General features: G+C 54.3%; 21 protein-coding genes. 17 read left to right on the forward strand and 4 right to left on the reverse strand.

Annotated elements, in window-relative coordinates; genetic code table 11:
* Position 1: 1 nt before the first annotated feature.
* Positions 2–1,456, forward strand: coding sequence for a GIY-YIG nuclease family protein (locus ACFO9Q_RS20720; protein WP_379185481.1), 1,455 nt, complete (start codon positions 2–4; stop codon positions 1,454–1,456).
* 77 nt (positions 1,457–1,533) lie between these two features.
* On the opposite strand, the gene ACFO9Q_RS20725 is transcribed toward ACFO9Q_RS20720, so the two are convergent.
* Entirely contained in the window at positions 1,534–2,589 is a 1,056-nt protein-coding gene (locus ACFO9Q_RS20725) for a cytochrome d ubiquinol oxidase subunit II (RefSeq protein WP_379185482.1), read from the reverse strand.
* A 6-nt stretch (positions 2,590–2,595) separates the two neighbouring features.
* Positions 2,596–3,927, reverse strand: coding sequence for a cytochrome ubiquinol oxidase subunit I (locus ACFO9Q_RS20730; RefSeq protein WP_379185483.1), 1,332 nt, complete (start codon positions 3,925–3,927; stop codon positions 2,596–2,598).
* Positions 3,928–4,119: 192 nt separating this feature from the next.
* Between ACFO9Q_RS20730 and ACFO9Q_RS20735 the strand changes: the two genes are divergently transcribed.
* The 16 genes from ACFO9Q_RS20735 (at position 4,120) to tynA (ending at position 23,148) form a co-directional block, all read left to right on the forward strand.
* A complete protein-coding gene (locus ACFO9Q_RS20735; protein ID WP_379185484.1) occupies positions 4,120–4,791 on the forward strand; it encodes a bifunctional 2-keto-4-hydroxyglutarate aldolase/2-keto-3-deoxy-6-phosphogluconate aldolase in 672 nt (223 codons plus the stop codon).
* 132 nt (positions 4,792–4,923) lie between these two features.
* Positions 4,924–5,862 carry an aldo/keto reductase gene (locus tag ACFO9Q_RS20740; RefSeq protein ID WP_379185485.1) on the forward strand — a complete coding sequence of 313 codons (939 nt, stop codon included), beginning with the start codon at positions 4,924–4,926 and terminating at the stop codon, positions 5,860–5,862.
* A gap of 140 nt (positions 5,863–6,002) precedes the next feature.
* A complete protein-coding gene (locus ACFO9Q_RS20745; protein WP_379185486.1) occupies positions 6,003–6,803 on the forward strand; it encodes an alpha/beta hydrolase in 801 nt (266 codons plus the stop codon).
* Positions 6,804–6,921: 118 nt separating this feature from the next.
* On the forward strand, positions 6,922–7,242 hold the full coding sequence (locus ACFO9Q_RS20750) for a hypothetical protein (RefSeq protein ID WP_379185487.1): 321 nt from the start codon (positions 6,922–6,924) through the stop codon (positions 7,240–7,242).
* 86 nt (positions 7,243–7,328) lie between these two features.
* A complete protein-coding gene (fumC, locus tag ACFO9Q_RS20755; protein ID WP_379185488.1) occupies positions 7,329–8,729 on the forward strand; it encodes a class II fumarate hydratase in 1,401 nt (466 codons plus the stop codon).
* 164 nt (positions 8,730–8,893) lie between these two features.
* A complete protein-coding gene (locus tag ACFO9Q_RS20760; protein WP_379185489.1) occupies positions 8,894–9,700 on the forward strand; it encodes an imm11 family protein in 807 nt (268 codons plus the stop codon).
* Between the two features lie 324 nt (positions 9,701–10,024).
* Positions 10,025–10,852: a creatininase family protein gene (locus ACFO9Q_RS20765; RefSeq protein WP_379185490.1), complete on the forward strand. Its 828-nt coding sequence runs from the start codon at positions 10,025–10,027 to the stop codon at positions 10,850–10,852.
* 77 nt (positions 10,853–10,929) lie between these two features.
* On the forward strand, positions 10,930–11,667 hold the full coding sequence (locus tag ACFO9Q_RS20770; protein ID WP_379185576.1) for an ABC transporter ATP-binding protein: 738 nt from the start codon (positions 10,930–10,932) through the stop codon (positions 11,665–11,667).
* Positions 11,668–11,888: 221 nt separating this feature from the next.
* Positions 11,889–13,214 (forward strand): FAD-binding oxidoreductase, encoded by a 1,326-nt coding sequence (locus ACFO9Q_RS20775; protein WP_379185577.1) that lies wholly within the window; start codon positions 11,889–11,891, stop codon positions 13,212–13,214.
* A 28-nt stretch (positions 13,215–13,242) separates the two neighbouring features.
* On the forward strand, positions 13,243–14,121 hold the full coding sequence (locus ACFO9Q_RS20780) for an ABC transporter permease (RefSeq protein WP_379185578.1): 879 nt from the start codon (positions 13,243–13,245) through the stop codon (positions 14,119–14,121).
* Between the two features lie 51 nt (positions 14,122–14,172).
* A complete protein-coding gene (locus ACFO9Q_RS20785; RefSeq protein WP_379185491.1) occupies positions 14,173–15,189 on the forward strand; it encodes an ABC transporter substrate-binding protein in 1,017 nt (338 codons plus the stop codon).
* Between the two features lie 66 nt (positions 15,190–15,255).
* The gene (locus ACFO9Q_RS20790) at positions 15,256–16,740 is read left to right on the forward strand and encodes an amidohydrolase family protein (RefSeq protein ID WP_379185492.1); all 1,485 of its coding nucleotides are present in this window, start codon (positions 15,256–15,258) and stop codon (positions 16,738–16,740) included.
* 126 nt (positions 16,741–16,866) lie between these two features.
* Positions 16,867–18,123: a serpin family protein gene (locus ACFO9Q_RS20795; protein WP_379185493.1), complete on the forward strand. Its 1,257-nt coding sequence runs from the start codon at positions 16,867–16,869 to the stop codon at positions 18,121–18,123.
* Between the two features lie 192 nt (positions 18,124–18,315).
* The gene (locus ACFO9Q_RS20800) at positions 18,316–19,680 is read left to right on the forward strand and encodes an amidohydrolase family protein (protein WP_379185494.1); all 1,365 of its coding nucleotides are present in this window, start codon (positions 18,316–18,318) and stop codon (positions 19,678–19,680) included.
* Between the two features lie 269 nt (positions 19,681–19,949).
* Positions 19,950–20,825 carry a hypothetical protein gene (locus tag ACFO9Q_RS20805; RefSeq protein WP_379185495.1) on the forward strand — a complete coding sequence of 292 codons (876 nt, stop codon included), beginning with the start codon at positions 19,950–19,952 and terminating at the stop codon, positions 20,823–20,825.
* A 310-nt stretch (positions 20,826–21,135) separates the two neighbouring features.
* Positions 21,136–23,148 (forward strand): primary-amine oxidase, encoded by a 2,013-nt coding sequence (gene tynA, locus ACFO9Q_RS20810; RefSeq protein WP_379185496.1) that lies wholly within the window; start codon positions 21,136–21,138, stop codon positions 23,146–23,148.
* 86 nt (positions 23,149–23,234) lie between these two features.
* Here tynA and ACFO9Q_RS20815 read toward each other — a convergent pair whose 3' ends face one another.
* Positions 23,235–25,448, reverse strand: a complete 2,214-nt coding sequence (locus ACFO9Q_RS20815; RefSeq protein WP_379185497.1) for an ATP-binding protein — start codon at positions 25,446–25,448, stop codon at positions 23,235–23,237.
* Positions 25,426–26,139 carry a response regulator transcription factor gene (locus ACFO9Q_RS20820; RefSeq protein ID WP_379185498.1) on the reverse strand — a complete coding sequence of 238 codons (714 nt, stop codon included), beginning with the start codon at positions 26,137–26,139 and terminating at the stop codon, positions 25,426–25,428. Before ACFO9Q_RS20820 ends, ACFO9Q_RS20815 begins: the two co-directional genes overlap by 23 nt.
* Between the last annotated feature and the right edge of the window lie 191 nt (positions 26,140–26,330).

Genomic DNA, 26,330 nt, shown 5'->3' on the forward strand with positions numbered 1-26,330 from the left:
AGTGAGCTTCCAATATCGGGCGGCTGACTATCCGGAAGCACCAGGTTGTTACATCATGAAGGATGCGGAAGGCAAGATTCTGTATATTGGCAAGTCGAAGCGGCTGAGGGCTCGTCTAGGGTCGTACTTCCACCAGCGGCATAAGGTTCGGCGGCTGCAGCAGCTCGTTAGCGAGGTCGCGGATATTGAGATTATGCTCGTGAACAATGAGGACGAGAGCTTGCTGCTCGAGAATAATCTGATCAAGCTGCACAAGCCGCCATACAACCGCGCGCTGCGTCGCGAGAACAGTGGATATGCCTACCTGCATCTGACGGAGGAACGGTATCCGAGACTGGGTGTGCATTACCGGAAGCGGAATCGAATAGGGGGCGTAGCTGGGGTTGCTGCGAAGGCAGGGAGCTCAGGAGCTGCAGATGCTGAGCGTGCGGAGAGAGCGGTGGGAGCTGCGAAGGCGCTGAGCACAGAGACTGCAGGTGCCTCGCGCACAGGGAGAGCTATGGGAGCGTCGACGAGCATCGCGGCCCCTTCCAGTGAGCCGCCTGTGAGACGACTTGGGCCGTTCAAGAGCAGGCAGTTCCGAACGGCGCTCATGGAGTTCCTCATTGCCCACTATGGGCTGCGGACCTGTGACCCGATGCCGAAGCGGGTCTGCTTGCTCTATCATCTCGGCCGCTGCAGCGGGGTGTGCGAAGGGATGATTAGCGAGGAGGAGTATCGCGGGCGGGTGAATGAGGCCGCTGAGCTGCTGAGCAACAGGGGCGAGGAGCTCATCCGCGTCATGAAGGCGAAGATGGAGGAGCATGCGGAGCGGCTGGAATTCGAGCAGGCCGGGAGCTTGCTCGAGCATATTCGCATCCTGGAGCGGAAGCCGGCGAAGCAGATTGTAGACCGTGAGGGCACACTAAGCCAAGAGGTCGTCTACTTCGGCTCCTCAGGCGTGCTGATTGCTGCGGTGCAAGAGGGCATGCTGCGTGAGATGCGGCTGCTGCCTTGGAAGGGTTCAGGGGCAGCGGAAGCGAGCAACGGTCCTGTACAGGATGAGAGCTGTGAAGCTGGAGTTGTGAAGTCAGCTGCAGAGCGGGCAGGTACTGAATGCGATGTGGAATCGTCTGGCGTTGCGGACGAGGCTCCGATAGGTTATGGGAGCGATGCGGATGCATCTGGGGATACTGGAGAGAAGGAATCCTTAGCGGCATATGACCGCTTCCTCGCAAGCTATTACCTGGAGCGAGAGACGCTGCCGGATGAGATTATTGTAAGCAGCGTGAGCAATATTCGCATGGTCCGAGCTGCGCTTCGCCGGAGCAGAGGGTATGCGCCGCGCATCGTTCACCCGAAGCGCGGGCTGAAGCTGGCATTGCTCCAGCTGTGCGCAAGCAATTACGAATACAGGGTTGGCCGGCTGGAAGCGGCGACGGCAGCAGCAGCAGCTCAGACAGAGAAGACGACTTGAAGTGCAGGAGGGGATACTCTCGCGCTTGAAGTCGTCTTTTTCTTGCTGTCACCTACACGAAGTACCCTTGCTCATCTCTACTTCACACTGCCCTCAGCATCGGGTCCCTTGCCGATATACTTCTTGTCCTTCAGGAACAGGCGCCAGAACAAGTAGAAGCCTGGAGCGAGCACTGCTACACCGAGCGAGTAGGAGATGAGCAGCGCGCGGAAGATGGACGGATTAGTCACCGCTTGGTCAATTGTCAGATGCGGGTAGAGCAGATAAGGCAGATGCGCCATGCCGTAACCGATACTGGCGAGGAAGTACTGGCCGATGACGAACGTAATCGCGATGCGCGGCCTGCCGGGAGCACCGGCCTTCTTCGGCCACCAGAGGGCGCTGTAGCCGATGCCGAAGGAGACGATGGAGGCGAGGAACCACGGCCAATGGGCCTGAATGCCCTCGACAATCCATTCCGCCTCAGGCGCCATCGTATAGGTAGCCAGCACAGCGGTGACTAGCGTCAGCGGACCAAGCACCTTCGCCGACTTGCGATAGACACGGTAAGTGGAGATGTCATCTGCTTCGTGCGCATAGTCGGACAGGAACAAGGCAGCGAGGAACAGCTCGGATGCGATGCCGAACGCGAGATGTGCGTATTCGGTCGGTGAGCTGAGCAGCTTGCCGAACAGCAGGTACGGCTGCTGGCCCGGGTCGACCTCGACGAAGCCGCCAAGCGAGACGGGCAGCACGCTGAGCAGCAGGCCGGGGATGAGCACGCCGGTCAGCCCGGAGATCCAGCGCAGCAAGCGGCTGTAGCGCTTCGTCGAGTAGCTGTACACCATGAAGCTGCTTCGCACCGTCAGCAGGATGAGCACGAGCGAGACCGGGACGATGAGTACCGTGCCGAACCAGAAGGCTGCGCGCGGGAAGAAGCCGACGAGCGCGACGGCAATGAGCACGAGGAACACATTCGTCACTTCCCATGAGGGGGACAGGTAGCGGTTGGCGATCTGCGCCGCCCTCGTATCCCCACTGTTCCGGTCATAGATGAGCGCCCAGAATCCGGCCCCGAAGTCGACGGAGCCGAGTATCGCATACGCGAAGATGAACGCCCACAGGATCGAGATGGCAATCGTCGGATTATCCATCCTCTATCAAGCCCCTTCCGTGGCGGTCAGCTCGCGTGCGACCGGCCTTCTCTTGAAGTAGAATCGCATGACGAAGATCGTCAGGAACATTAAGAGCACATACAGTCCGATGAACAGAGCGAACAGTACTCCGATATCCTTCGACCTCGTGGCCGCATCCGCCGTGAACTGAATGCCGCTAATGACATAAGGCTGGCGGCCGGTACAACTGAACACCCACCCCGTCTCAATGCCGATAATCGACAGCGGCCCGCCGATGACCAGCACAGCGAGCAGCCACTTCGGAAGCGGCCTTCGCCGGATGTAGAGGATGAACAGCCCGAGGAACGACAGCCCGATCAGCACCGTTCCGATAATAACCATCACGTTGAACAAGGTGTGAACGTACAGAGGGGGCCACAGCTCCCTTGGAAAATCATTCAGCCCCTTCACGACGCCGTCAAACCGATCCGTCGCTAGGAAGCTCAGCGCCCAAGGCACCTTAATGCCATTAACCACTCGCTGTTCCTCGACGCTCGTCCTGCCGAAAATCTCGAGCGGCGCATAGTCCGTCGTCTCGAACAGCCCTTCAGCCGCGGCAAGCTTCAGCGGCAGGTAATTGTGAAGCATCTGCGCGGTGTAATGCCCGTTGACCGCGGTCGCCATCGAGCAGACGAAGCCGACAGCCAGCGCCAGCTGTAGGCTGCGGCGGTGGTAGGCACGCTCGCGCTCGGTCTTGTCCTTCTTGAGCAGCTTATACGCCGCTATGGATCCGATGCAGAATGCGCCCGTCATGAAGGCGGAAGCCACGACGTGAATAGCCGTCACAGCGAAGCTCGGGTTGAACACGGCAGCCCACTGATTCACATCCGTCACCTTGCCATTCACCATGTTGAAGCCCCGCGGCGTATTCATCCATGCATGCACGTTCGTGATGAGCACGGCTGAAGCGGCCGACCCGAGCGACACCATGATGACGCTGAAGATACGCAGCTTGCGCGAGAGCCTGTCCGCGGCATAGATATAGATGGACATGAAGAGGGCTTCGAGGAAGAATGCCCAGATCTCGACCTGGAACGGCACCGCGATGACTTGTCCGACAATCTCCATGAACCCTGGCCACAGCAGCGACAGCATGACCCCTACGATTGTGCCGGAAGGAATTGCAACGCCAAGCAGAATCGCCTGCGCCTTCGTCCACCTCTTAGCCATGATGGAGTAGTCCGGATTCTTCGTCACGCCTGCCATCACCTCAGCGAATACAATCATGAGCGGCACCCCGACCCCCAGCGTTGCAAAAATAATATGAAAAGCCATCGAGCTGCCAAACAAAGCTCGGGCAAGTACGACACTGTCCATTTTCGTTACCAGCACCTTCCATTAGGAATTATCTACGGCGTAGTATGGTTCGCTCGGCTGGTAATTATGTGCAGGAAATGTGCAAATTCCGTGAACGCGGGATTTTACAACGATTGCTGGCTGGCTGTCGTGCTATAATCTACTAATAGATGGAATGTTAACGCTGTTATTCATTAAGGAGGCTACTTACTAGTGAAAAAGCTACGAATCTTGCAGCAATTAACGAATGCAGGCGTCGTTGCCGTGCTTCGCGCCGATTCGGCGGAGGAAGTTGCAGCGATGGCTAGGCATGCTATTAAAGGCGGCATCAAAGCCATTGAGATTACGATGACCGTTCCCGGGGCACTGCGTGCCATCGAGGTGCTGGCGAGTGAATATTCATCCGCCGTATCGCCAGAGGACGACCGCTTCGCCATCATCGGAGTAGGTACGGTGCTCGATCCTGAGACGGCTAGAGCAGCCATCCTGGCTGGGGCCGAGTATGTCGTGGCGCCTGCGCTTAATCCGGCAACCATTACCTTGTGCAACCGATATGCTGTACCGATCATGCCGGGCACGATGACGATTCATGAGATACAGAGTGCGCTTGAGCTTGGCGTGGATATCGTGAAGCTGTTCCCGGGCAATCTGTACTCGCCGAGTGTCATTCCTTCCATTAAGGGGCCGTTGCCGCAGGCGAACATTATGCCAACAGGCGGCGTATCGCTGGACAATCTTGCCGATTGGATTAAGGCTGGCGCAGTAGCGGTCGGCATCGGCTCCGACCTGACGAAGGATGCCGTGAAGAGTGGAGACTTCTCCCTTATTGAGAAGAAGTCTGCTGCTTATATAGAAGCTTATCGCGCAGCTAAGGCTGCCATTTGATTAGAAGGGCTGCTTTCGGGGGGATTGGACCGGGAGCGGCTCTTTTTTTGTTAATACAAGTGGCATTGGATTATAATGGATGGGAATAAGCTTCCACTAAGGTTGGAGGCGAAGACTGGGAGGAGTATGGTCATGAAGGTTCGCAAGCTGGGCAGGACAGGTCTGGATGTATCGGTCATTGGAATAGGCACTTGGCAGTTCGGCGGGGAGTGGGGCATGGACTTCACGCAGGGGCAGGTGAACGCGATTCTGGATCAGGCGAAGGATGTCGGCATTAACCTGATTGATACGGCGGAATGCTATGGCGACCATCTGTCGGAGGAGCTTATTGGCGGGTACTTGGCCAGCGGAAGCTCTTCAAGAGGGGATTGGATTATTGCGACGAAGTTCGGACATCACTTCACGGGACATCTCGAGCGCAGTCAGCAGTGGCAGCCTGAGCAAGTCTTGAAGCAGCTGGAAGACTCGCTTACAGCCTTGCGTACCGACTATATTGACCTCTATCAATTCCACTCCGGCTCGGATGAGCAGTTCGACAACGATGCCTTATGGACACTGCTGGACAAGCAGGTGCAAGCAGGCAAGATTCGCCACCTGGGCATCTCTATTGGAAGCAATGACAATGTGCATCAGACGGATGCGGCGACGAAGGTAGGAGCAGGCGCTATTCAGGTGGTCTACAACCGATTGGATCGTAAGCCGGAGGAGAGAGTGTTCGCCTCCTGTGAGAGGCAGAACCTTGGTGTATTGGCCAGAGTGCCGCTGGCCAGCGGATACTTGAGCGGGAAGTACAAGCCGGGTGCTAAGTTCGAAGCGAATGATGTGCGTTACCGGCATGATGAGCAATATAAGTCTGATGTGCTTCGGACCGTGGAGCAGATTGGGCGTGATGAAGTGCCGGCGGGTGTTCCGATGGCGGAGTGGGCGCTAGCTTGGTGCTTGCAGCATCCGGCCGTAACGAGCGTCATTCCAGGCTGCAAGAGCCCGGAGCAGGTGCGGTCCAATGCGGCAGCAGCGGAGCTCGCGCTGGTGAGTGATGAGCATCCTCAGGCGGTTGCGGTGCAGAAGTAAGCGTAATTGGAAGGCAAGCTCATACAGAAGAGTTCTGTTGATACATGAAGTGGTCAGCAGGGCTCTTGTCCAGGCTGCGTGTATAGAGGGATGGGGCAGCGGTATGCGCTGTTCACCTAGAGGAAATGGAGAGAGACGAGATGGCTGAAGCTCTCATGAGAGAGAGGGGCAACCGCAGGCGCAAGCCTAAGAGAGCCCTATGGAAGAGGGTGCTTGTATGGCTTGGGGTTATTGTAACCGTACTTGTCGTTGCAGGGGTTATCGCTTATCAGATTCTGCTCTACCCGCCTTCGGCGGAAGCGAAGGCGGCGATGGCTGGAAGTGACGCCGTTAAGGTAGCGGAAGTGAAGGGGGGCTTCAGGTTCGATCCGGCTGGGGAGGCTAAGCTTCCTTCGGTTATTTTGTACCCTGGGGGGCTGGTAGAGCCTGAGAGCTATTCACTGCTGGCTGCGAAGCTGGCTGAGGCTGGACATCGTACGTACATTGCCGATATGCCGCTTAATCTGGCCTTCACGGGTGAGAATAAGGCGGATGCCTTCATTGCCGAGCATCCTAAGGATACGTATGTCATTGGGGGTCATTCGCTTGGAGGGGTGTTCGCCTCGCGTTATGCAGTGAATCACCAGGAGCAGCTGAGGGGTGTGTTCTATATGGGCTCCTATGCAGATGAAGCAGGCAGTCTGAAGGGGACAGGTCTGAAGGCACTGCAGATTACAGCCTCGCGGGACGGGGTATTGAACGTGGAGAGCTGGAATAAGGGCAAGCCCAATATGCCTGAGGACACGAAGTATGTCGAGATTGAGGGCGGGAATCACGCACAATTCGGTTCATATGGGCAGCAGAAGGGGGATAAGCCCGCAACCATTACTCCGGAAGAGCAGCTTGGGCAGGTTAGCCAGGCCATCGTGGAGTGGGTGGGTGGACTAGCTCAGGTCAAGTAAGGAGCAGTGTAGGGACTAGCTAAGATCAAGTAAGGCGCAGCCCGTGGGGTCTAGTCCAAGCAAGGTAAGCGCCTTAACGTATACTAGACTAAGCCTGCTTACAAGGAGGGAAAACCTTATGTCTAGAGATCATCATCATTGCTGTCCCAAAATTGACCCCATTGTGCTTGATCCGATTACGGTATATCGTGACCGCTGTGTGAAGCAATTCGTTGACGTTATTCAACCGATCCGAGTGGTTGACCGTGTTCATTGTATTCCAGTTCACCGTAAATTCTTCTGTTACGTCGATGACAACAACAACTCCGTCGGTGGAGCCATGGACAATCGCAGCGGCGGCCGTCATGGCAGTCATGGCAGCCATGGAGGCCACGGTTCAGTCAGCGGACGCAGCACGAAGAGAGCCAGCGTATCCAAGAAGAACAAGAAGAAGCGTTAATTCATCTGCGCCTGCCAGCTGCTCATGCAGCTTGGCGGGCTGTACATATTCGTTGATGATCAACAGTTGAAGGAGGTTGGAATGTGATGGACTATCGAATAGAGAAGGACACGATGGGCGAGATTCAGGTGCCTGCGGACAAGCTGTGGGGAGCGCAGACGCAGCGGAGCCGCGAGAACTTCCGAATAGGCGTGGAGCGGATGCCGCTGGCGGCGGTGTATGCGATGGCGATTGTGAAGAAGGCATCGGCCGAAGCGAATCGCAAGCTGGGCGTGCTGGATGAGGCGAAGGCTGCGGTGATCGCGGCTGCGGCGGATGAGATTCTGTCGGGGCAGTGGGACGATGAGTTCCCGCTCGTCGTCTGGCAGACAGGCAGCGGCACGCAGACGAATATGAACGTAAATGAGGTCATCGCGCATCGTGCGAATCAGTTGTTGGAGGAGCGGGGGGCTGCGGCTGAGTCTGGCCTGCGCGTACATCCGAATGATGATGTGAATCGATCGCAGAGCTCTAACGACACCTTCCCGGCAGCGATGCATATTGCAGGCGTGCTGGCTGTTCGTGAGCAGCTGCTTCCTGCTATCGAGGTGCTTCGAGCGACGCTGGCGGCGAAGAGTGAGCAGTTCCGCGATGTCGTGAAGATTGGCCGCACGCATCTTCAGGATGCAACGCCGATTACGCTTGGCCAAGAGATTAGTGGCTGGCAGGCGATGCTTGAGAAGTCCGCAGCCATGATCTCGCAGAGCGTTGGTACGATGTACGAGCTTGCTCTTGGAGGCACAGCGGTTGGGACAGGCATCAATGCGCACCCCGACTATGCCGTTGCTGTTGCTGCGGAGGTTGCTGCGTTGACAGGCGAACCCTTCATTACCGCCTCGAACAAGTTCCACTCCCTCACCAGCCATGACCAGATGGTCTATGTGCACGGGGCAATCAAGGCGCTGGCAGCCGACCTGATGAAAATCGCCAACGACGTCCGCTGGCTCGCCAGCGGACCGAGAAGCGGAATCGGCGAGATTACGATTCCGGCGAATGAGCCGGGCAGCTCCATCATGCCCGGCAAGGTCAATCCCACGCAGAGCGAGGCGATGACGATGGTCGTCTGCCAAGTGATGGGTGCGGACGCGGCGATCGGCTTCGCGGCCTCGCAGGGCAACTTCGAGCTGAACGTGTTCAAGCCCGTCATTCTCTACAACTTCCTGCAGTCGGTCAGGCTGCTCTCGGACGCGCTGCACTCCTTCAATGACCACTGCGCCGTCGGCATCGAGCCGAACCATGAGGTCATCGCGCGCAACCTGCAGCAGTCGCTGATGCTGGTCACGGCGCTCAATCCTCATATCGGCTATGAGAACGCCGCAGCCATCGCTAAGCAGGCCCACAAGGAGGGCCTGACGCTGAAGGAAGCCGCCGTTCGCAGCGGCTTGCTCACCGCTGAGCAGTTCGACGCCTACGTGAAGCCGGAGGCGATGACGGGGCAGCGGGGGTAGGATAGACAGGTTGTACTACAAGCCAGTTAGAATCATTATCGGAGTGAGATTGAGATACCAGCAGAGAACCTGCTGTAGTTTCAATGTCACTCCTTTTTTCATTAACAATTCTATTAATTATCACGATAATAAGGAGGAACGTGCATAGCACCTAGGAGGATATTATGAAGATATGGCAATTGAGACCCATTGAGAAATGTATGGAATTAGATTTCAATCTGCTAGAAGATTATCAAAATGATTTTCAAGGGGTTCCAATCCATCATTCCTATGAGAACAGAATTTCCTTGGTAAAAAAAGGACGACATAATGAAATAGCTTATTTAACAGCAGGTATTCCAGTATTTAATCTAAAAGCCTTTGATGTTGTATCAGATCTTATTAAAGATGATGTTCAATTCCTTCCGACAACTGTAGAGGGAAATGAGTTTGTATTAGTAAATGTACTGAGCTTAATCAATTGTTTGGATTATACGAAATCAGTTGTGGAGAAAAATAACCGCCTTGGTTTTGTAGATGGTATTTCAGAAATTTACTTTCTTGAAGCTTACATTCGTGATAAGAACATCTTTAAAATTCCTGAGTTCCCCAAAACGAGAGTGTATGTTACAGACACGTTTAAAGAAGCGGTTGAGGCATCTAAACTAAAAGGTTTTGAATTCAGTAAGGTATGGGACTCCGAAATCAGTAAAGAGGTCGATCTAGGTCAACTAATGCGATACCATACGAAAATTATTAGTATGGAGCACCGCGCTGGCGGGCGTTACTCTTGGGGCGATATCTTAAAAATGATGCAAGAAGATAGAGCCTTTGCCAGCGAGAGATGGAAGGTTCAAACCGGTAAATACACTCAAAACATACTCGCTGCTCAGCTTGGTTTGAACGGTGAGTACTATTGGGTGAATAGTACATGTATTCCTGACTCATTCAGCAGCTTGTTGTGGTATGAGGTGGACAAAGAGGATATATGATACATAGTAAATTACCTTGAGTCTCCTCATAACGAGGAGACTCTTTCGTTTGCAACCTGCTAAGCAGAATCGGGATTGGTGTGCTCCTACATGCTTACTCAATAATAGAAGTGTTACATGCATGTTATATATTTGACTAATACCAAAAATTGAAACATGTAATTATACAACATTTGTAAAAAATCGTCGTTCTCCCCTTCCCTAAAGGCACTCAGCACAACCTATTCGCGAAATTATTAGGACCAATTACAAACTTGTGTTAAGTATGTTTACATATATCTGACGAGGGGGCTACAATGAGGGCATAACGGAGGTGCATGAGTGATGATGAATGATCGGTACAACGGCAAAGCATGGGATACCCACTTCCTGCCGAGGTTGTCTAGGCTGCAAGTAGAACAGCTGCCTAAGGAGAATGCGGTAGTGGTGCTCCCGGTTGGAGCAACGGAGCAGCATGGCCCGGCGCTGCCTACCTACACGGATACCTTGATTGGCGAAGGCTTCATGACGGAGACGTTCAAGCATCTGCCCGTCGATTCGAACATATGGCTCATCCCTGCCTTGTCCTACGGTAAGAGCACGGAGCATATGAACCACCCCGGAACAATCACCCTCTCGGCCCAGACGTTGATGGCCGTATTAATGGACATAGCTCAGAGCCTCGCTAGAAGCGGATTCCGCAAGCTGGTGTTCTGGAATACTCACGGCGGCAATGTCGATCTGCTCAGCATGATGGGCCGAGAGATTCGCATTGCAACAGGACTCACTGTACTGAACCTGAACACGGGCGGACACATTCCGTCTGAAGGCATCATCACTGCGGAAGAACGCCGATACGGCATCCATGGCGGCGACGAGGAGGCTTCGCTCGTCATGGCGCTCCGAAGACATTGGGTCACGGACGAGCTCCTTCCCTGCGAATTCATCAACTTCCCCGATTCCCCCTACTTAGGCTTCAAGACGAAGGCATTCGCCTGGGTCATGGATGATGTGTCCGTATCTGGAATCGGAGGCGACTCGACACTCGCAACTCCTGAGAAGGGAGAGGCCATCCTCGCCCGAGGCGGCAAGATTCTAGCAGAAGCGCTGCAACAATTCGCGAGCTTCGAGATGAGATCCTTAATTGCGAAGAGAGAAGGGGTGGTGCAATGACAACCGCCTCCGGAATTCCAGCATCAGCAGCCATAGCGACATCCCCACAGCTAGAGCCCCCGCAGCGAATCGTAGAGATGAGCAACCTAAGCAAGGTGTACCCGAACGGGACCATCGCCTTGCAGAACGTCAACCTGAACATTCACGAGGGCGAGTTCCTATGCTTCGTGGGGCCGTCGGGCTGCGGGAAGTCGACGATTTTCAACCTGATTACGGGATTGATTCCTCCTACGCAGGGGGTGCTGAACATACTCGGCCTGTCGCCGAAGCAGGCGCTGAAGCAGAGTGATATTGCCTTCGTCTTCCAAGAGCATACGCTGCTGCCGTGGCGCTCCCTGCTCGATAATGTCGGATTGCCCCTCGAGCTGCGCGGCTTCTCCAAGGGGGAGAAGAAGGCTGAGGCGGAACGCGTGCTGGAGCTGGTTGGGCTGAAGGATCATATGAAGTCACTGCCAAGAGAACTGTCCGGCGGGATGAAAATGCGCGTATCCATCGCAAGAGCCCTCGCTCAGCGACCGAAGCTGCTGCTCATGGATGAGCCATTCGGTGCTCTGGATGAGATTACGAGGCAGACCCTTCAGGATGAGCTGCTGAACATCTGGCAGATGGACCCGAAGATGACGGTGCTCTTCATCACTCACAATGTGTTCGAATCCGTATTCCTCTCTACACGAGTGGTCGTCATGACGCCAAGACCGGGCAAGATTGCAGCGACGATACCTATTCCCGTTCCCTATCCGCGTAATGATTCCTTCCGTTCGGACGCCCAATTCAGCGAGCTCGTTCGCGAAGTGTCTGGAACATTGAAGCATTAGGCGGCAAGGGAGGGGCAAGGCTGTCTGTCAGGTGAAGAGAACCGTCAGGTGAGGCAGGTGAAGATGACCATCAAGCAGGATGCCCATTAGGTGAGGATGCCCATCAGGTGAGGACGATCATCAGTTGGGGAAGAATGTCAGGTGAGCTGGTGAAAAGACGGTCAGTCAGGATAAGCGAATAGCTACGGTGTTGTGAAGGAGGCGTAAGCGAGGTGCAGACGATGGTATGGATGAAGGATATAACGGAGCTGTTCGGCGAGGATAAGGTGCTTCAGGATAGGGCATCTATTGAGAAGCTCTCGAAAGACTACTATTGGTACTCCCCCGTACTGGAGAGCAAGCTGAGGGACAAGGTAGCGGAGGCGGTCGTCCAGCCGGTAACCGAAGAGGAAGTAGCGCAGGTGCTCTCGTTCGCATACAAGCACCGCATTCCCATAACGACGCGAGGAGCAGGAACCGGCAACTACGGGCAGGCTGTTCCGCTCCAAGGAGGCATCGTGCTTGACCTGAGCGGGATGAACCGGATTATCGAGCTGAGAGATGGACTCGCCAGAGTCCAGTGCGGTGTGAAGCTGGGTGTGCTGGAGCGGACCGCCCGGGAGCGGGGGCAGGAGCTGCGCATCTACCCGAGCACCTACGTGAAGGCGACAGTCGGCGGATTCATTAGCGGCGGATCTGGCGGCATCGGATCGATCACTTGGGGCAATCTGTGGGATGGCAACGTGCTTGAGGCTGTCATCTATACGATGGAGGAAGAGCCGCAGCGACTGGTTGTCACCGGAGAGGAGCTGTTCAACTACATTCATAGCTACGGTACGACCGGCATTGTGACGGAGCTGCTCATTCCGCTCGCTCCACGCAACGAATGGAGGCAGAGTATCATCTCCTTCGATCGGCCTCACTTCGAGGATTCGCTCTTGTTCGCAGATGCGCTGGCCAGACATGACGGCATCGGCAAGCGTCTCATCGCACCTATGGAGTGGCCGATTCCCTCCTTCTTCACTCCGCTGTCCAAGTGTCTGGAGACGGATGCGCATGCGGTGCTCATCGAGACGAATGAAGCGGACCTGGACACTCTGCACCAACTGGCGGCCTTGTACGGCGGAAGAATGACGCACACCATCCCTCCCGAGAACTATCGCAAGGGAGTCGGACTGTCCGACTTCACCTGGAACCATACGACGCTGTGGGGGCTGAAGGCCGACCCTGCTATCACTTACATTCAGGCCGGCTTCTCCCCTGAGCGGTTCATGGAGCAGAAGCGGCTGATTAAGGCGAAGTTCGGAGATGAAGTGCTGCTTCACTTCGAATGGATGCGAGGCGGCGGTAGAGTGGTGCCGGGCTCCATTCCACTCATTAGGTACACTAATGAAGAGCGATTGTATGAGATTATCCATTACTTCGAATCGATAGGTGTGTCGGTGAGCGATCCTCATATCTGGTCGCTGAAGGCAGGTGCGGGTGCTAGACCGAGCATGCAGCAGCAGAAGCTGGTGAACGATCCGCTGGGGCTGCTTAATCCAGGCAAGATTGAGATGGATCTGTAGAACAAGAGGAGGGATGACACCCATGGCTATGGACAAGAGCTATCTAACCGCCGACTCCGCGCTTGCTGGTACACAGGCAGATGCGCTCAGAGAGCAAGCGGCGAAGGCTAGACCTTCTGCCCTGACGAAGGCGATTCGCAAGGCGATTGCTCCGCTTTTTACTTTTGTTATTTTCATCGGGGGGTGGGAGCTTGGGGTGCAGCTGTTCGATGTGCCGAGTTACCTCGTTCCTAAGCCTTCCGATATCTATGCTTCCATTCAAGAGAGCTATACGAATCTGCTGACTTCCGTGCTGACGACGATTATCGAGTCTGTGCTGGGCTTCTTCCTAAGTATTATCCTCGGGGTGTCTGCCGCTATCCTGCTCGCGCTGTCCAAGACGGTGGAGCGGAGCGTCTACCCGTATGCGATTATTCTGCAGACGATTCCGATCGTGGCCGTGGCGCCGATTATCGTCATCTGGTTCGGACCGGGGCTGAACGCCATCGTCTCGATTGCCTTCCTCATTGCCTTCTTCCCCATGCTATCCAATACACTCATAGGCCTCAATTCCACCGATCAGAATATGAAGAACCTGTTCCACCTCTACAACGCTTCCCGTCTTCAAGTCATGTGGAAGCTCCGTATACCGGCGGCCCTACCTTATATCGTTGGCGGTCTGAAAATCTCCTGCTCCCTCTCCATTATCGGAGCCATCGTAGGAGAATACGTCGCAGGGATTGGAGGCATTAAGGGGGGACTAGGTTATGCCATTACGGTATCTGCTTCCAGACTGCAGACGCCTTACCTATTCGCCTGCGGCCTAGCCGCATCCGCGCTTGGCATTGGGTTCTTCCTGCTGGTGAATCTATTCTCCAAGTGGATGCTTAGCTCCTGGCATGAATCCGAGATGCGTACTGAGAATTAGCCGCTATTAGTTGGACTACTATACAGAGATCATATAGGAGGCTGGAGCAAGATGAGTAGAATGAGGATGCATACTGGTAAGGTTCGCAGAGGTCTGGTTGGAAGTATGGTAATCGCGCTTGCAGCAGTGGTTGGACTAGCGGGCTGCAGCGGTGGGAACAATGAGCCTGCCAAGGATGAACTATTCAAGGTGACGCAGGTGACGAACTGGGTGGCGCAGCCGGAGCATGGCGGGAATTACACGGCGCTGGCTAAGGGCTTCTACAAGGAAGCGGGCCTTGATATGACGATTACCTCCGGCGGGCCTGGCGTATCGGCTGCTGCTCTGATCGCTTCCGGCAAGGCACAGTTCGGCATGGGCTCCACCGATGAGATTCTCATCTCTCGTTCGAACGGGATACCGGTCGTTGCGGTTGCGGGGATTTTCCAGAAGAGTCCTCAAGCTCTGTTGTTCCGTAAGGGACAGGATATTAAGGGCTTCGAGGATCTGAACGGCCGCAAGGTGTTCGTGGGCAGCGGGGCCGGGTATTGGGAATTCATTAAGAAGAAGTACAAGCTGGATAAGGTGACGGAGATGAAGTACAACTTCGAGCTGAGCAGCTTCATGGCGGATGAGACGTCTGTCGTGCAATCCTACATTACGTCCGAGCCTTATGATCTGAAGCTTCAAGGCATTGAGTCGGAGTATCTGCTGAACGCGGATTCCGGCTTCGCCCCTTACGGCAATCTCGCGTATACGACGGAGAAGATGATTAAGGAGCATCCGGAGCAGGTGCGCGCCTTCGTCGAGGCGACGATTAAGGGCTGGGAGTACTATCTGGATAACTACAAGGAGATTAACCCAATCATTAAGGAACGCAACCCCGATACGCCTGAGGCGAAAATGGAGTTCGGCGCAGTCGCCATCAAGCCTCTCATTACGGGTGGAGATGCAGAAGCGGGCGGAATTGGCATCATGACGACGGAGCGGTGGGAAGCGATGAACGAGCAGCTCGTCGAGGTGGGCGTGCTCAAGGAGAAGCAGGATGTGAGCAAGGCATTCACGACGGAGTTCCTTCCTAAGAAGTAAATAAGCGGCTGATACGGGGCTAGTCAGTACAACTGATGCTGAGATGGAGCTAGAGAGGTGACAGACATGACGATAGCAGATGTGCTTGAATTGCGTAATGTGAGAATGCCGCTTGGCGACGAGGGCAGTCTGTATGTCCTGCGGGCAGAGGCAGGTAAGTGGGTCAGTGTGATGAAGCAGGCCGCTTATATTGGATCGGATGATGGGTTCGTGTCAATGGAGGAGTGGAGCGGGAGAGTGCTGACACGTTCAGTACTCTCTCCCATTCCTGCATCTTCAGCAGAGCGGGGAAGTGAAGGGGTCTCAAGACAGCAGCCTGATGCTGGAAGCTCTGAGGTGCAGGGCTCCTCCCTGTACTCCGAAGACGCTTCCACTCGGCAAGTCCTGCGGCTCGATGTGGAAGGCAAGCTGCTGCTGCCCGGCCTCGTTGACTCCCATATGCATCTGGATAAGGCGTTCTCCCTTGGAAGAGTTCCGAATGAGAGCGGGACGCTGATAGAGGCTTGCGTTAATTATGGCGCAGCGGCTGGCTCCTTCACCAAGCAGGAGATCAAGGCGCGTATGATGCGCGCTGCGCTGCAAGCCTTGTCCTATGGGACGACCTATCTGAGGACGCACCTGGACTTCAATACGAATCCATCTATTCGGACGGCTATGAATACGATAGAGGCTGCGCTCGAAGTGCGTGCAGAGCTGGCTCCTTACTTAACCATGCAGCTTATTCCCATGATTGGCTATGGGTTAAGTACGGAAGTGCTGGCTGCTGTTGAGGAGTCGCTCCGAATGGGAGTAGATGGACTGGGCGGAGCACCTCATCTGTCTGCGGATCCGAAGCAGCATATGGAATTTATTTTCAAGCTGGCGGCGAAGCATGGATGTCTGGTCGATCTGCACTCGGATGAGAATGATCGTTCAGACAGCCGGACCGTGCAGTATGCGGCCAAGCTGACGCTGGAGTATGGGATGCAGGGAAGGGTGACGGCGGACCATCTCTGTTCGCTGGCTTCCATGAGTGACGCTGCTGCGGAGGCGGTTATCGCGGATATGCGGGAAGCGGGCTTGAAGGCGGTATCGCTGCCGGCCGTGAATCTGTACTTGCAGGGGAGGGAAGACAACTATCCCGTTCGCCGTGGAGTGACGAGGCTGAAGCAGCTGTGGGAGGCAGGCATCGTGACCGCGATCGCATCGGATAACATTCATGATCCGTTCCATCCGTTCGGTCGCGGAGATCTGCTGCAGATTGCGCTGATCAGCTCGTATGCGGCGCATATGGGCGGTCCTGCCGATCTGCGGACGCTGCTGCGGATGGTCAGCACGGCTCCGGCAGAGGTGATGGGGCTGCAAGGATATGGTGTAGCTCCGGGAGCCGACGCACGATTCGTCGTCGTGGACGCGGGCTCTGTGGAGGAGCTGTTCGCCATGCAGCCAGAGCGCCGCTGGGTGTACAGCGGGCAGCAGTGGCTGCGCATCCCCGCTCCGCGTGCGGAGTGGCAGGACAGCGGACTCGCGTCGCTGTGGGCGGAGGCGAGTGAGCGGGCTTCGTTCCGGTAGCTGCGTGCACATAGCAAGTGAGCAGACTCTGCAACGCTATAACCGTTGTTAATTCTCTTATTCCTGCTGCAACTTATTCATTCTATAACCCGTCTAGAGATGATCAATTGTCTCTGGGGGATAGGTATGAAAAAAAGGTTAGCTATAAGCTTCATGGCAGTATTACTGACGGTTACTGGATGCGGAGGAGGAGGCGCGATGAAAGGGGCAGCATCTCCTACTCCAGCGACACAGATGTATTCCTCGGATGATGTGGACAAGAGGATGGTGCAGGCGAACAATAAATTTGGTGTGGCGTTATTCAAAGAACTTCTTCTATCGGATAAGCTCAGCGGCAATAAGGTCATCTCACCTCTGAGTATTGAGAACGCATTAGCTATGACTTATAACGGTGCAGAAGCAGAGACCAAGGCGGCAATGGAAGAGGTGCTGCAGCTCAAAGGGATGACACTTCATGACATCAACAGGGGGAATCAGGTGCTGAATGATGTGCTTGAACATACCGACCCAAGTGTGTCTCTAAGTGTTGCAAACTCGCTGTGGGCTTCAGAAGGTAAGGAATTCCATAAACCGTTCCTTGACAACAACCGGACTTTTTACGACGCCGAGGTGACAACGCTGGACTTGGCCTCATCCGGAGCGCCCGATCAAATCAATCGTTGGGTGAAAAAGAATACGAATGGAAAGATTGAAAAGATTGTAGAAGGACCGATCGATCCATTGACGGTGTTGTTCTTGATAAACGCCATTTATTTTAAAGGAGAATGGGCGCATCCGTTCGAAAAAGAAGCTACATCTGAAGGTGAATTCTTTATTCCAGATGGACCGGCAGTTCAGGTCCCCATGATGAGACAATCAGGTGAATACGAGTACAAAATGGGGGAAGGTTATGAGGCTGTTCGCATGCCATACGGTAAAGGTGCTATGCGAATGGTTATATACTTGCCAACTGTGAAAAGTCCCGATCTCAGTAAAATGATGTCCGTATTACTCTCAGACATTGACCAAATGACAAAAGGGTTTCATATGACTGATGGACAACTCCGCATACCGCGATTCAAGTCAGAGTACTCCGTTTCATTAAACGATACTCTAAAAGCTTTGGGCATGGAAATCGCATTTGACCCAGAACGTGCTAACTTCGGCAACATGGGGCCAATCAAGCCAAGTCTTTACATCGGTGAGGTACTGCATAAAACATTTATCGAAGTCAATGAGCAAGGAACGGAAGCGGCTGCGGTAACATCAGTGCTGATGCAAACGACGTCGGCAAGACAATCCTTCTCCATGGAGGTCAACAGACCGTTCTTCTTCACGATCGAAGACGGTTCGACAGGTACAATGCTATTCATGGGATCTATCGAGAATCCAGACCAAGAATAAAAAGGTTATCCGGCGTTAGATGGATAAAACAGCGCTAGTCTAGGGTTTATTTTCTGGCCCAAGGCTGTCGCTGTTTTGTCTATAAGGGCCAGTCTAAGAATAATAGCGGTGCTAGACCTGACATAGTTAGAGCCAGCAGGTAGTTGGTGGCTTAGTGGACAATTGGCGATAGAACTGATGGGGGCGATTAGCATGATTAGATTGGTGCGAAATGTAAGAATGCCAGGGAAGGAGGGGCTGGTGGATGTGACCATTGTAAATGGTCAGTTCAGACTCTTCAAGGAAGTGCATCAGGAACAGGCTCAGGTTGAATGGGGTGAGTCGGGAACTATATTGGAGGGCATAAACGAGGGAAGTGGCAGGCACGCGCTCGAAGAACTGGTCGAAGAGGAGGTGCTGGATGGAGAGGGCATGCTCATGCTGCCTCCCTATGTGGAGTCCCATATTCACCTCGACACTGTGCTGACGGCAGGTGATCCGGAATGGAATGAGAGCGGGACACTGTTCGAGGGCATTAAGGTGTGGGGGCGGAGGAAGCAGTTGCTCACCCGAGAGGATGTGCTGCGACGGGCAACGGCAGTCCTGCATAGCTTGGTTGGGCAGGGCGTGCTGCATGTTCGCACGCACGCCGATATCTCGGAGCCTAGCATGACCGCGTTGCGGACTCTGCTGGAGCTGAAGGAGTCGATGGCCGGACTCGTTGACCTGCAGGTCATCGCCTTCCCTCAGGACGGGCTCATCGCATGCCCGGATAACCGAGCGCGGCTGCGCGAGGCGCTGCGGCTCGGCGCAGATGGCATCAGCGCCATCCCCCATGGGGAGCCGTCCCGCGAGGCGGGCATCGCGTCGCTGGACGATGTGTTCGCGCTGGCAGCAGATACCGGCTGCCAGCTGCACTTGTTCTGCGATGAGCTGGACGATGCCCACTCGCGCTATCTGGAAGCGGCGGCTGAGCGCACCAGCCGCTTCGGGCTAGGCCCGCGTGTCACGGCTGCGCACGTGAACGCGACGGCCTATTACGGCGAGGCTTACTTCCGTAAGCTCGCCGGTCAAGTGGCTGCAGCGGGCATGAACATCGTCTGCTGCCCGCTCATTAACAGCGCGATGCAAGGGCGCTTCGACTCCTTCCCGAAGGGAAGGGGGATCGCGCGCATTGCGGAGCTGACCGCAGCCGGGGTGAACGTCGCCGTCGCGCATGATGACATCGCGACGCCGTTCTATCCGCTCGGCAGCGGCAGCATGCTGACCGCCGCCCACATGGCGGTCCACCTAGCCCATATGACGGGCCTCTCCGAGCTGGAGCAGGCCGTCGCCATGATCACGACCAATGCCGCGCAGGCGCTCGGCATTACTCACCAGTACGGGCTGGCCCCAGGCAAGCCAGCCTCATTCGTGCTCGTAGACGCGGATGACCCCCGCGATCTCCTGCGCAGGCAGCCCCCTTGCCGGTACGTCGTCCGGCAGGGGCAGCTCATCGCTCGGACCGAGCCCGCTCGTACGAGCCTCCTCCGCCAAGGCCAGCTCAGCGAGGCGGACCTCTCGCTCCGCCGGCTCTAAGCTTCGCGGCATCTGCTGCACGAATAGATGCAGCCGAGCAAGACGAAGCCTTCCCCGTAACGGTCCCCCCGAGCATAAGAGACCAAGCTGCTCGTATCCCTAGCGAAGCTGACCTTGGCAAATACAAGGGTCCTGGCTATCAGTCATACGAACGAAGTAATCGGGTTTGACTTGATTTTACCTCCCCTTTACCTGCCGTTCCTACGAGATTTACCTCTGTGCTCTACAATGAGTATCTAGACAGAGTGATAGAGGGATGTGGAGAGTGAATGCTCATTAAGTACAAGTGGATAATGCTGCTGCTAATGACGATGATAGCCTTCGCTGCTGTATCTCTGCTGCAAGGTGCGGGCAGATCAGCTGGGCGTGCTGACTTGTCGGATCCGTTCCTGGATCCTTACGCTCTGTCGTTGGCTCATCGCCATGCTGGTCATGGGATGGAGTCCGCTTCGGAGAAGGCGGTACAATTGCAGATAGAATGGACAGGAGGGCCGCCGCAAGCAGGAGTTCATTCCGATCTGTCGCTAACGATTACTAATGGTCAAGGAGAGCTCCTCAAGGACTTCGTCATCACCAATGAGAAGCTCATGCACTTGATTGTCGTCAGCGAGGACTTGCAGTACTTCCAGCATATCCATCCTGAATACACGGGACAGGGTCATTTCAAGGTGAATGTATCCTTCCCGACTGGCGGGACTTACAAGCTCTACGCCGACTTCCTGCCGACCGGTATGAACGAGCTGACAAGGTCGGTATCGGTTCAGGTACAAGGGAAGCTTAATCAGCCTGTACCTCTAGAGGAGAGCGACTCTCTCACAGCTCATGTCCATGGCATGAAGGTTCAGCTTGAGTTCGCTGATAAGCCAGCACCTGGTTCTGCAACCTCCATGACGTATACGTTCACAGATGGGAAGACAGGTGAGCCGGTCGAGGACCTGGAGCTGTACCTCGGCGCGGTAGGGCATGTGGTGGCTATTGATGAAGCTTTGCAGCAATTCATTCATGTGCATCCTCTTAACTGGGCATCTTCTGGTCCGCAAGCCGTGTTTGGAGTGAGCTTTCCCGTTAGCGGCACCTATAAGCTGTGGGGGCAATTCCGGCGGGGTGGGGTGGATATGATCATTCCATTTATAGTTACAGTGTGAAAATGATTAAATAAGGAAGCCCGCAGGCCATAACGGCCGGCGGGTTTTTGCTGTACGTATGAGGGCGATTCACATTATGTTTTTGCTGCGCGCGTGAGGACGATTCATATTCTTATACTCATCGGTTTACCCAATTCCCCTCAACCTATTAAGTCGAATTTACCAGAATAGGCTTCAGCTATTACCTTGGGATGTTAGGATAGGTGACATCAAGTTGGAACTGGAGGGATGCGATGGTAGTGCGGAGAAGGCGAAGGTTAGAGATAGCATAGCAATTGGCATAGGAAGAGTATGAACATGGAGGGGTACGATGAAGAGGAAAAAATTAATTGTAACGGCACTTGCCACATTCGTAGCGCTTGGATCCGTTAATCTAGTGACAAACACATTCGGTCTGGGCCGCCTAAGTGCTGCTGCAGTGGAGAAGATGGTCTATCATCCGCTTAACCCTCTGACTCCTCAGGAGATTGAGAAGGCTTCAACCATCATTCGCAGCTCGCAATATGGCAGCAAAGACATGTACTTCTCCGAGATCAAGCTGGAGGAGCCGGATAAGCTCAAGGTGTGGGAGTGGGATGACAAGGGAGGAGCACAGCTTCCTCGGGAAGCGACCTTCACTCTAATCAAGGGCAGCAAGCCTTACGAGGGTACGGTCAATCTGGATACCAGCCAGGTTACCTACTGGAAGGAAGTGAAGCAGGGATGGCCGTTCTATACGGAATGGGGCCAATCTGAAGCGATTGTGGAAGCGGATAAGGACGCTGTAGCCGCTCTTGCTAGAAGAGGGATTACGGATCTTAGCAAGGTGTCCTTCGCAGACGGACCTCTGGGTGACTACGGTCCTGAGCTTACGCCTCCGGGCTCGCGCCTCGCAATATCCGTTCCTCGTCCGAAGGTGGCAGGCGCAGTTAATAACTTCGCCCATCCAATGGATGGCCTATCCTTCCTCGTTGACCTGAATACGAAGAAGGTGTTGAAAATATACGAGACGGGCAATCCCCCGACTCCAACCGATCCGAATGACTATTCGAAGGTAATCAATACGAAGCGTACGGCAGAGATCAAGCCGCTCATTATATCCCAGCCGGATGGCGCGAGCTTCTCTGTGAAGGGCTCTATGATTGATTGGCAGAACTGGAAGTTCCACTTCCGCTTGGATCCTCGTGTTGGACCGATGATCTCAACCGTCTCCTATACCGAGAACGGGAATAAGCGCAAGATCATGTATGAGGGCGGGCTCGGCGGTATGATGGTGCCTTACGGCGACCCTGATCCGGCGTGGCTGTACAAAATATTCATGGACGCTGGCGAATACGGCGTTGGTCTCTCCACGCGTGAGCTTAATAAAGGCTCGGATGCCCCTTCGAATGCGATATTCTTCGATGCAGCAATAAATAATACAGAGGGCAAGGCTGCAGTCATCAAGAATGCATTCGCCTTGTTCGAGCGTTATGCAGATCCAGAGTGGTCTCATAACGGCGAGGCTCGCGAACGCAGGGAGCTGGTGCTTCGGGCTATATCAACGATTGGCAACTATGACTATGTGCTGGACTGGGTGTTCCTGCAGAACGGTTCGGTTAAGATCATGGCCGGTGCGACAGGGCTTGCTCAGGTGAAGGCGGCCAAGGCCAAGAACATGGATGATCCAACGGCTAAGAAGGAGACGCGTAATGGCAAGCTGGTAGATGAGAATATCGTCGCTCCTACTCATCAGCATATTTTCAGCTACCGCCTGGATCTTGATGTGGATGGCGCCATGAACTCGGTTGGAGAGATTCTGCCTAAGGCTGTTACGGTCGCTGATCCGGAATTCGCTCGCAGTGAGATGATTACACTCGAGAAGACGTATAGGACAGAGCAGGAAGCGATTCATAAGTATGATGCGGATAAGATGGTTATTGTCAAAAATTCCGTGAAGGAGAACAAGCTGGGCTACGCAACAGGCTACCAAGTAATGCCTTATGCCGGCGGGACGCATCCGTTCATGGAGGAGCCGTTGTTCACGAAGACAGATTATGTGCTGAAGCGTGCTGAATTCATTAATAATCATATCTGGGTCACTCCATACAAGAAGGACGAGCAGTACTCAGAAGGGAAGTACACCACCCATAATACAGACACTGGACTTGGGCTGTGGACGCAGCAGAATCGAAGTATTGTGAACAAGGATACGGTCGTCTGGCTGACGACGGGGACGACGCATGTCATGCGTGCGGAAGAATTCCCGATTATGCCTACAGAGTGGGTAACCGCGATGATTAAGCCATTCAACTTCTTCAATGAGACGCCTACACTAGACTTGGCCAAGGTTCCAACGGAATAAGCAGCTTCTCAGCAAAAAAAACAGACCGCTCAACTTCCTTAATAAGGGAGGTGGGCGGTCTGCTTCGTGCTGCTAGAGACCGGGGATTAAGAGTTGAGATTGCTCTGCGCGATGGCTGTCTCAGCGCTCAGCAGTGGCAATGTCAGGGTGAAGATACAGCCGGTACCACGCTCTTCGTTGCGGCGTACCGTTAGTTGTCCGTTATGCATGTCAGCGATCTCCTTAGCGATGGATAGACCGAGACCGCTGCCGGGAATGCCGCTGTTGCGCGACTTGTCGACACGGTAGAAGGATTGGAATACATAAGCCATGTCTTCAATCGAGAGGCCGCTTCCTTCGTCGATGACGCGGAATTCTACCGTCTCACCCTTACATTCATATTCGTATCGAATAGGGCAGCCTGGATCGGAATACTTAAGCGCGTTATCCATTAAGTTGTCAATGATTCGTCTAATCAGATGAGGATCTCCAAGGAAGCAGCTGCTCGTAGACTGACGAGCTTCATCGCCAGTGTGGCTAGCCGCCTTGTCCGGTACGCTTGTGAAGAAGGGTCTTCGCTCCAGCTTCAAGTAGGCATCCCACTTCAGGACGGTATCCGAATAGAAGGTATAGCTGTCCACGTGGTGGAACTCACTGGAGAGCTGTCTAGTCTCCAGGAGACTAAGCTCGTTCAGATTGCGCACGAATTGGTTAATCGTCTGAATATCCTCATAGATCCTTCGCAGGTAGAGCGTAATATCCTTCTCTGGAATCGTCCCGTCATTAATGGCTTCAATATATCCGCGTATAAGTGTAATCGGTGTCTTCAGGTCATGGGAGATGTACATGAACAGCTCTTGACGCCAGTGCTCGAGCCGAAGCAAGTCCTCCACCTTCAGCTGCAGCTCTGTATTCATATCCCGCAGATCCTCTGTTCTTCGCTCTACCTTCTTCTCCAGCTGCTGGTTCAGCTCGGACTGCTGCTCCACGAGCTCCCGAATCTTGCCCGCCATCCGGTTGAAGGAGCTTAGCAGCTGATTGAACTCCAGCGTTCTCGTGTCGTGAAGCGAGGTGGTGAATTGGCCGGCTCCCATCTCGGCGAATGCTCCGGTGAGCAGATGGACGGGACGTGCCACCTTGGAACGCAGGTAGAGGGCTAGCAGAATACTGAGCAGCAGGGCAACTAGTCCGAGTACAGAGAGCAGCAGGATGAGCTTCTCCCTAGTCTCCGTGACGAGTGCAAGATTAGCAGATTGAATCGGCTCCAGCAGTCTGCTCTCCGGGATGATATAGCCTAGTGTCCAGTTGGTCGTTCCGATCGAGCGGCTGAAGACGACCTTCTCTTCCCCATCAAGGGTCAGTCTTCGATAGCTGTCCTTCGTTCCCGGATCGAATAGCTCGGCAAGATTGAGCTGTGAGAGCTGGTAATCGGGATGCTGCTGCGCGGCTATTAACTCCTGATCGGTGTTCAGCAGCAGGGCTAATCCTGTGCCATCATCGAAGTGCATGTCCAGTACATTGTTAACGAATTGATTGATCGTCACATCGGCAGCTACTACTCCTCGCAGCACCTGATTCTCATCATAGACGGGTGTCGTGGCAGTGAACATCCACCCTCGCGGTGTAATATCCAGATACGGCTTGGTCCATGCCACTTGATTGACCCGAGGCTTAATGCCCAGTGCATCGGAATAGAAGTTGTAGGACGTCAAGGAATAGGTTGGCCGGGGATGGCTGTTCTCATTGCTGCCTCTGTACTCTGGGTAGTAGAACGCCCCCGATTGAGGGTGAATATAGTACATAGATACGATATTAGGATTCCTGGTGGTCTCAGATTCGAATAAGGGATAGAGTGCCTTGCTTCTGGCAAAATCATAGGCTTGCTGCGGAGTGGGCGGTACGAGCTGGCTCGCCGTACGGATGGATACGACGCCCTTGCCATCTTGAACTCTCTCTATATACCTCATCTTCCCGCTATCGTAAGTGAAGGATAGAGGAGGTATATCTGACTTGGATTCATAGGTGAAGATAGACTCTGCCATAGCCTTGGCAAGCAGAACGGCATCCTCTATAAGCCTGAGCTCGGTATTAATGGCTCGGGCCTGCTCCTCAATGTTGGCTACGTACATATGAATGAAGTTCTTCTCAATAAGCGCGGTGTTCAGCTCGTTGAAGTGGGCGAGCTGCTTATTCACCGTCTGACCGGCGACGACGGACAGCAGCACGAGGGGGATAAGAGAGACAATGAGCATCGCCGACAGCATCTGGAACGCGAAGGTGCGCGGCTGGAGCAGCTTATTAACGTGCTTGGACAGATTCATCGAATTTGTAGCCTATTCCTCTTATCGTGACAATTTGCGTCGGTGAGGAAGGGGTGGTTTCAATTTTTTTGCGAAGGTGACCTATATGTACTTGAAGGGTCTTCGTATCCAGGCTGCTGTCATATCCCCATATATGAGTGAGTAGACGTTCGGTGGTCAGCACCTGGCGCGCGTTCTGCATCAGGTAGGCTAGTAATTGGAATTCCTTAGCCGACAGCTCAATCCTTCGGTTGTCTACGTAAGCTTCATGAGCATCGAGGTGCAGCTGCACATGCCTGGAGGCTATAACGGAAGTCCGGACATCCGCCTCTCTGGCTCCGGCAATCCGATTGCGGCGAAGCTGAGCCTTGATGCGAGCGACCAGCTCGACGGGGCTGAATGGCTTGCTCATGTAATCATCGGCTCCGACGCTCAGTCCTACTACCTTGTCAATCTCTGTGTCCTTGCAGGTTAGGAATACGATTGGCACATCCGTGTTCTGGCGCAGCCGCGCGCACAGCTCATAACCTTCAATATCCGGCAGCAGCACATCGAGTACGATTAGTGAAGGCTGCTCACTCTTGGTGAGTTCGATCGCCTGCTTCCCGCTTGTTGCATTCATATGGCGGAATCCGTCCTTGCATAGGTACATTCCGATGAGTTCCCCAATTCTGACTTCGTCATCTACGGTTAATATGAGTTCACCTGGCATGCCCGTTCCCCTCCGTTGCGGCTATCTGGTATCGTATTCTTCTAATATACTTGCGAGAGTGAGGTTAGCGCAATGTATGTGTCAGGTATTATTACATGAATGACGCCCGGGAGTGTGACGCCAAGAGGTTCCCATCTGTGTTAGAATAACGATTATATACGGTTCCACGCGTGGTGCCGTCTAACGACTGA

This window comes from Paenibacillus sp. GCM10023252, assembly GCF_042653305.1.
Taxonomy (GTDB): domain Bacteria; phylum Bacillota; class Bacilli; order Paenibacillales; family Paenibacillaceae; genus Pristimantibacillus.

Coding starts and splice junctions, on each gene's coding strand:
- ACFO9Q_RS20725 (WP_379185482.1), bottom strand. CDS start 2,589: ATGGATAATCCGACGATTGCCATCTCGATCCTGTGGGCGTTCATCTTC.
- ACFO9Q_RS20730 (WP_379185483.1), bottom strand. CDS start 3,927: ATGGACAGTGTCGTACTTGCCCGAGCTTTGTTTGGCAGCTCGATGGCT.
- ACFO9Q_RS20740 (WP_379185485.1), top strand. CDS start 4,924: ATGAAGGTTCGCAAGCTGGGCAGGACAGGTCTGGATGTATCGGTCATT.
- ACFO9Q_RS20745 (WP_379185486.1), top strand. CDS start 6,003: ATGGCTGAAGCTCTCATGAGAGAGAGGGGCAACCGCAGGCGCAAGCCT.
- ACFO9Q_RS20750 (WP_379185487.1), top strand. CDS start 6,922: ATGTCTAGAGATCATCATCATTGCTGTCCCAAAATTGACCCCATTGTG.
- fumC (WP_379185488.1), top strand. CDS start 7,329: ATGGACTATCGAATAGAGAAGGACACGATGGGCGAGATTCAGGTGCCT.
- ACFO9Q_RS20760 (WP_379185489.1), top strand. CDS start 8,894: ATGAAGATATGGCAATTGAGACCCATTGAGAAATGTATGGAATTAGAT.
- ACFO9Q_RS20765 (WP_379185490.1), top strand. CDS start 10,025: ATGATGAATGATCGGTACAACGGCAAAGCATGGGATACCCACTTCCTG.
- ACFO9Q_RS20770 (WP_379185576.1), top strand. CDS start 10,930: ATGAGCAACCTAAGCAAGGTGTACCCGAACGGGACCATCGCCTTGCAG.
- ACFO9Q_RS20775 (WP_379185577.1), top strand. CDS start 11,889: ATGGTATGGATGAAGGATATAACGGAGCTGTTCGGCGAGGATAAGGTG.
- ACFO9Q_RS20780 (WP_379185578.1), top strand. CDS start 13,243: ATGGACAAGAGCTATCTAACCGCCGACTCCGCGCTTGCTGGTACACAG.
- ACFO9Q_RS20785 (WP_379185491.1), top strand. CDS start 14,173: ATGAGTAGAATGAGGATGCATACTGGTAAGGTTCGCAGAGGTCTGGTT.
- ACFO9Q_RS20790 (WP_379185492.1), top strand. CDS start 15,256: ATGACGATAGCAGATGTGCTTGAATTGCGTAATGTGAGAATGCCGCTT.
- ACFO9Q_RS20795 (WP_379185493.1), top strand. CDS start 16,867: ATGAAAAAAAGGTTAGCTATAAGCTTCATGGCAGTATTACTGACGGTT.
- ACFO9Q_RS20800 (WP_379185494.1), top strand. CDS start 18,316: ATGATTAGATTGGTGCGAAATGTAAGAATGCCAGGGAAGGAGGGGCTG.
- ACFO9Q_RS20805 (WP_379185495.1), top strand. CDS start 19,950: ATGCTCATTAAGTACAAGTGGATAATGCTGCTGCTAATGACGATGATA.
- tynA (WP_379185496.1), top strand. CDS start 21,136: ATGAAGAGGAAAAAATTAATTGTAACGGCACTTGCCACATTCGTAGCG.
- ACFO9Q_RS20815 (WP_379185497.1), bottom strand. CDS start 25,448: ATGAATCTGTCCAAGCACGTTAATAAGCTGCTCCAGCCGCGCACCTTC.
- ACFO9Q_RS20820 (WP_379185498.1), bottom strand. CDS start 26,139: ATGCCAGGTGAACTCATATTAACCGTAGATGACGAAGTCAGAATTGGG.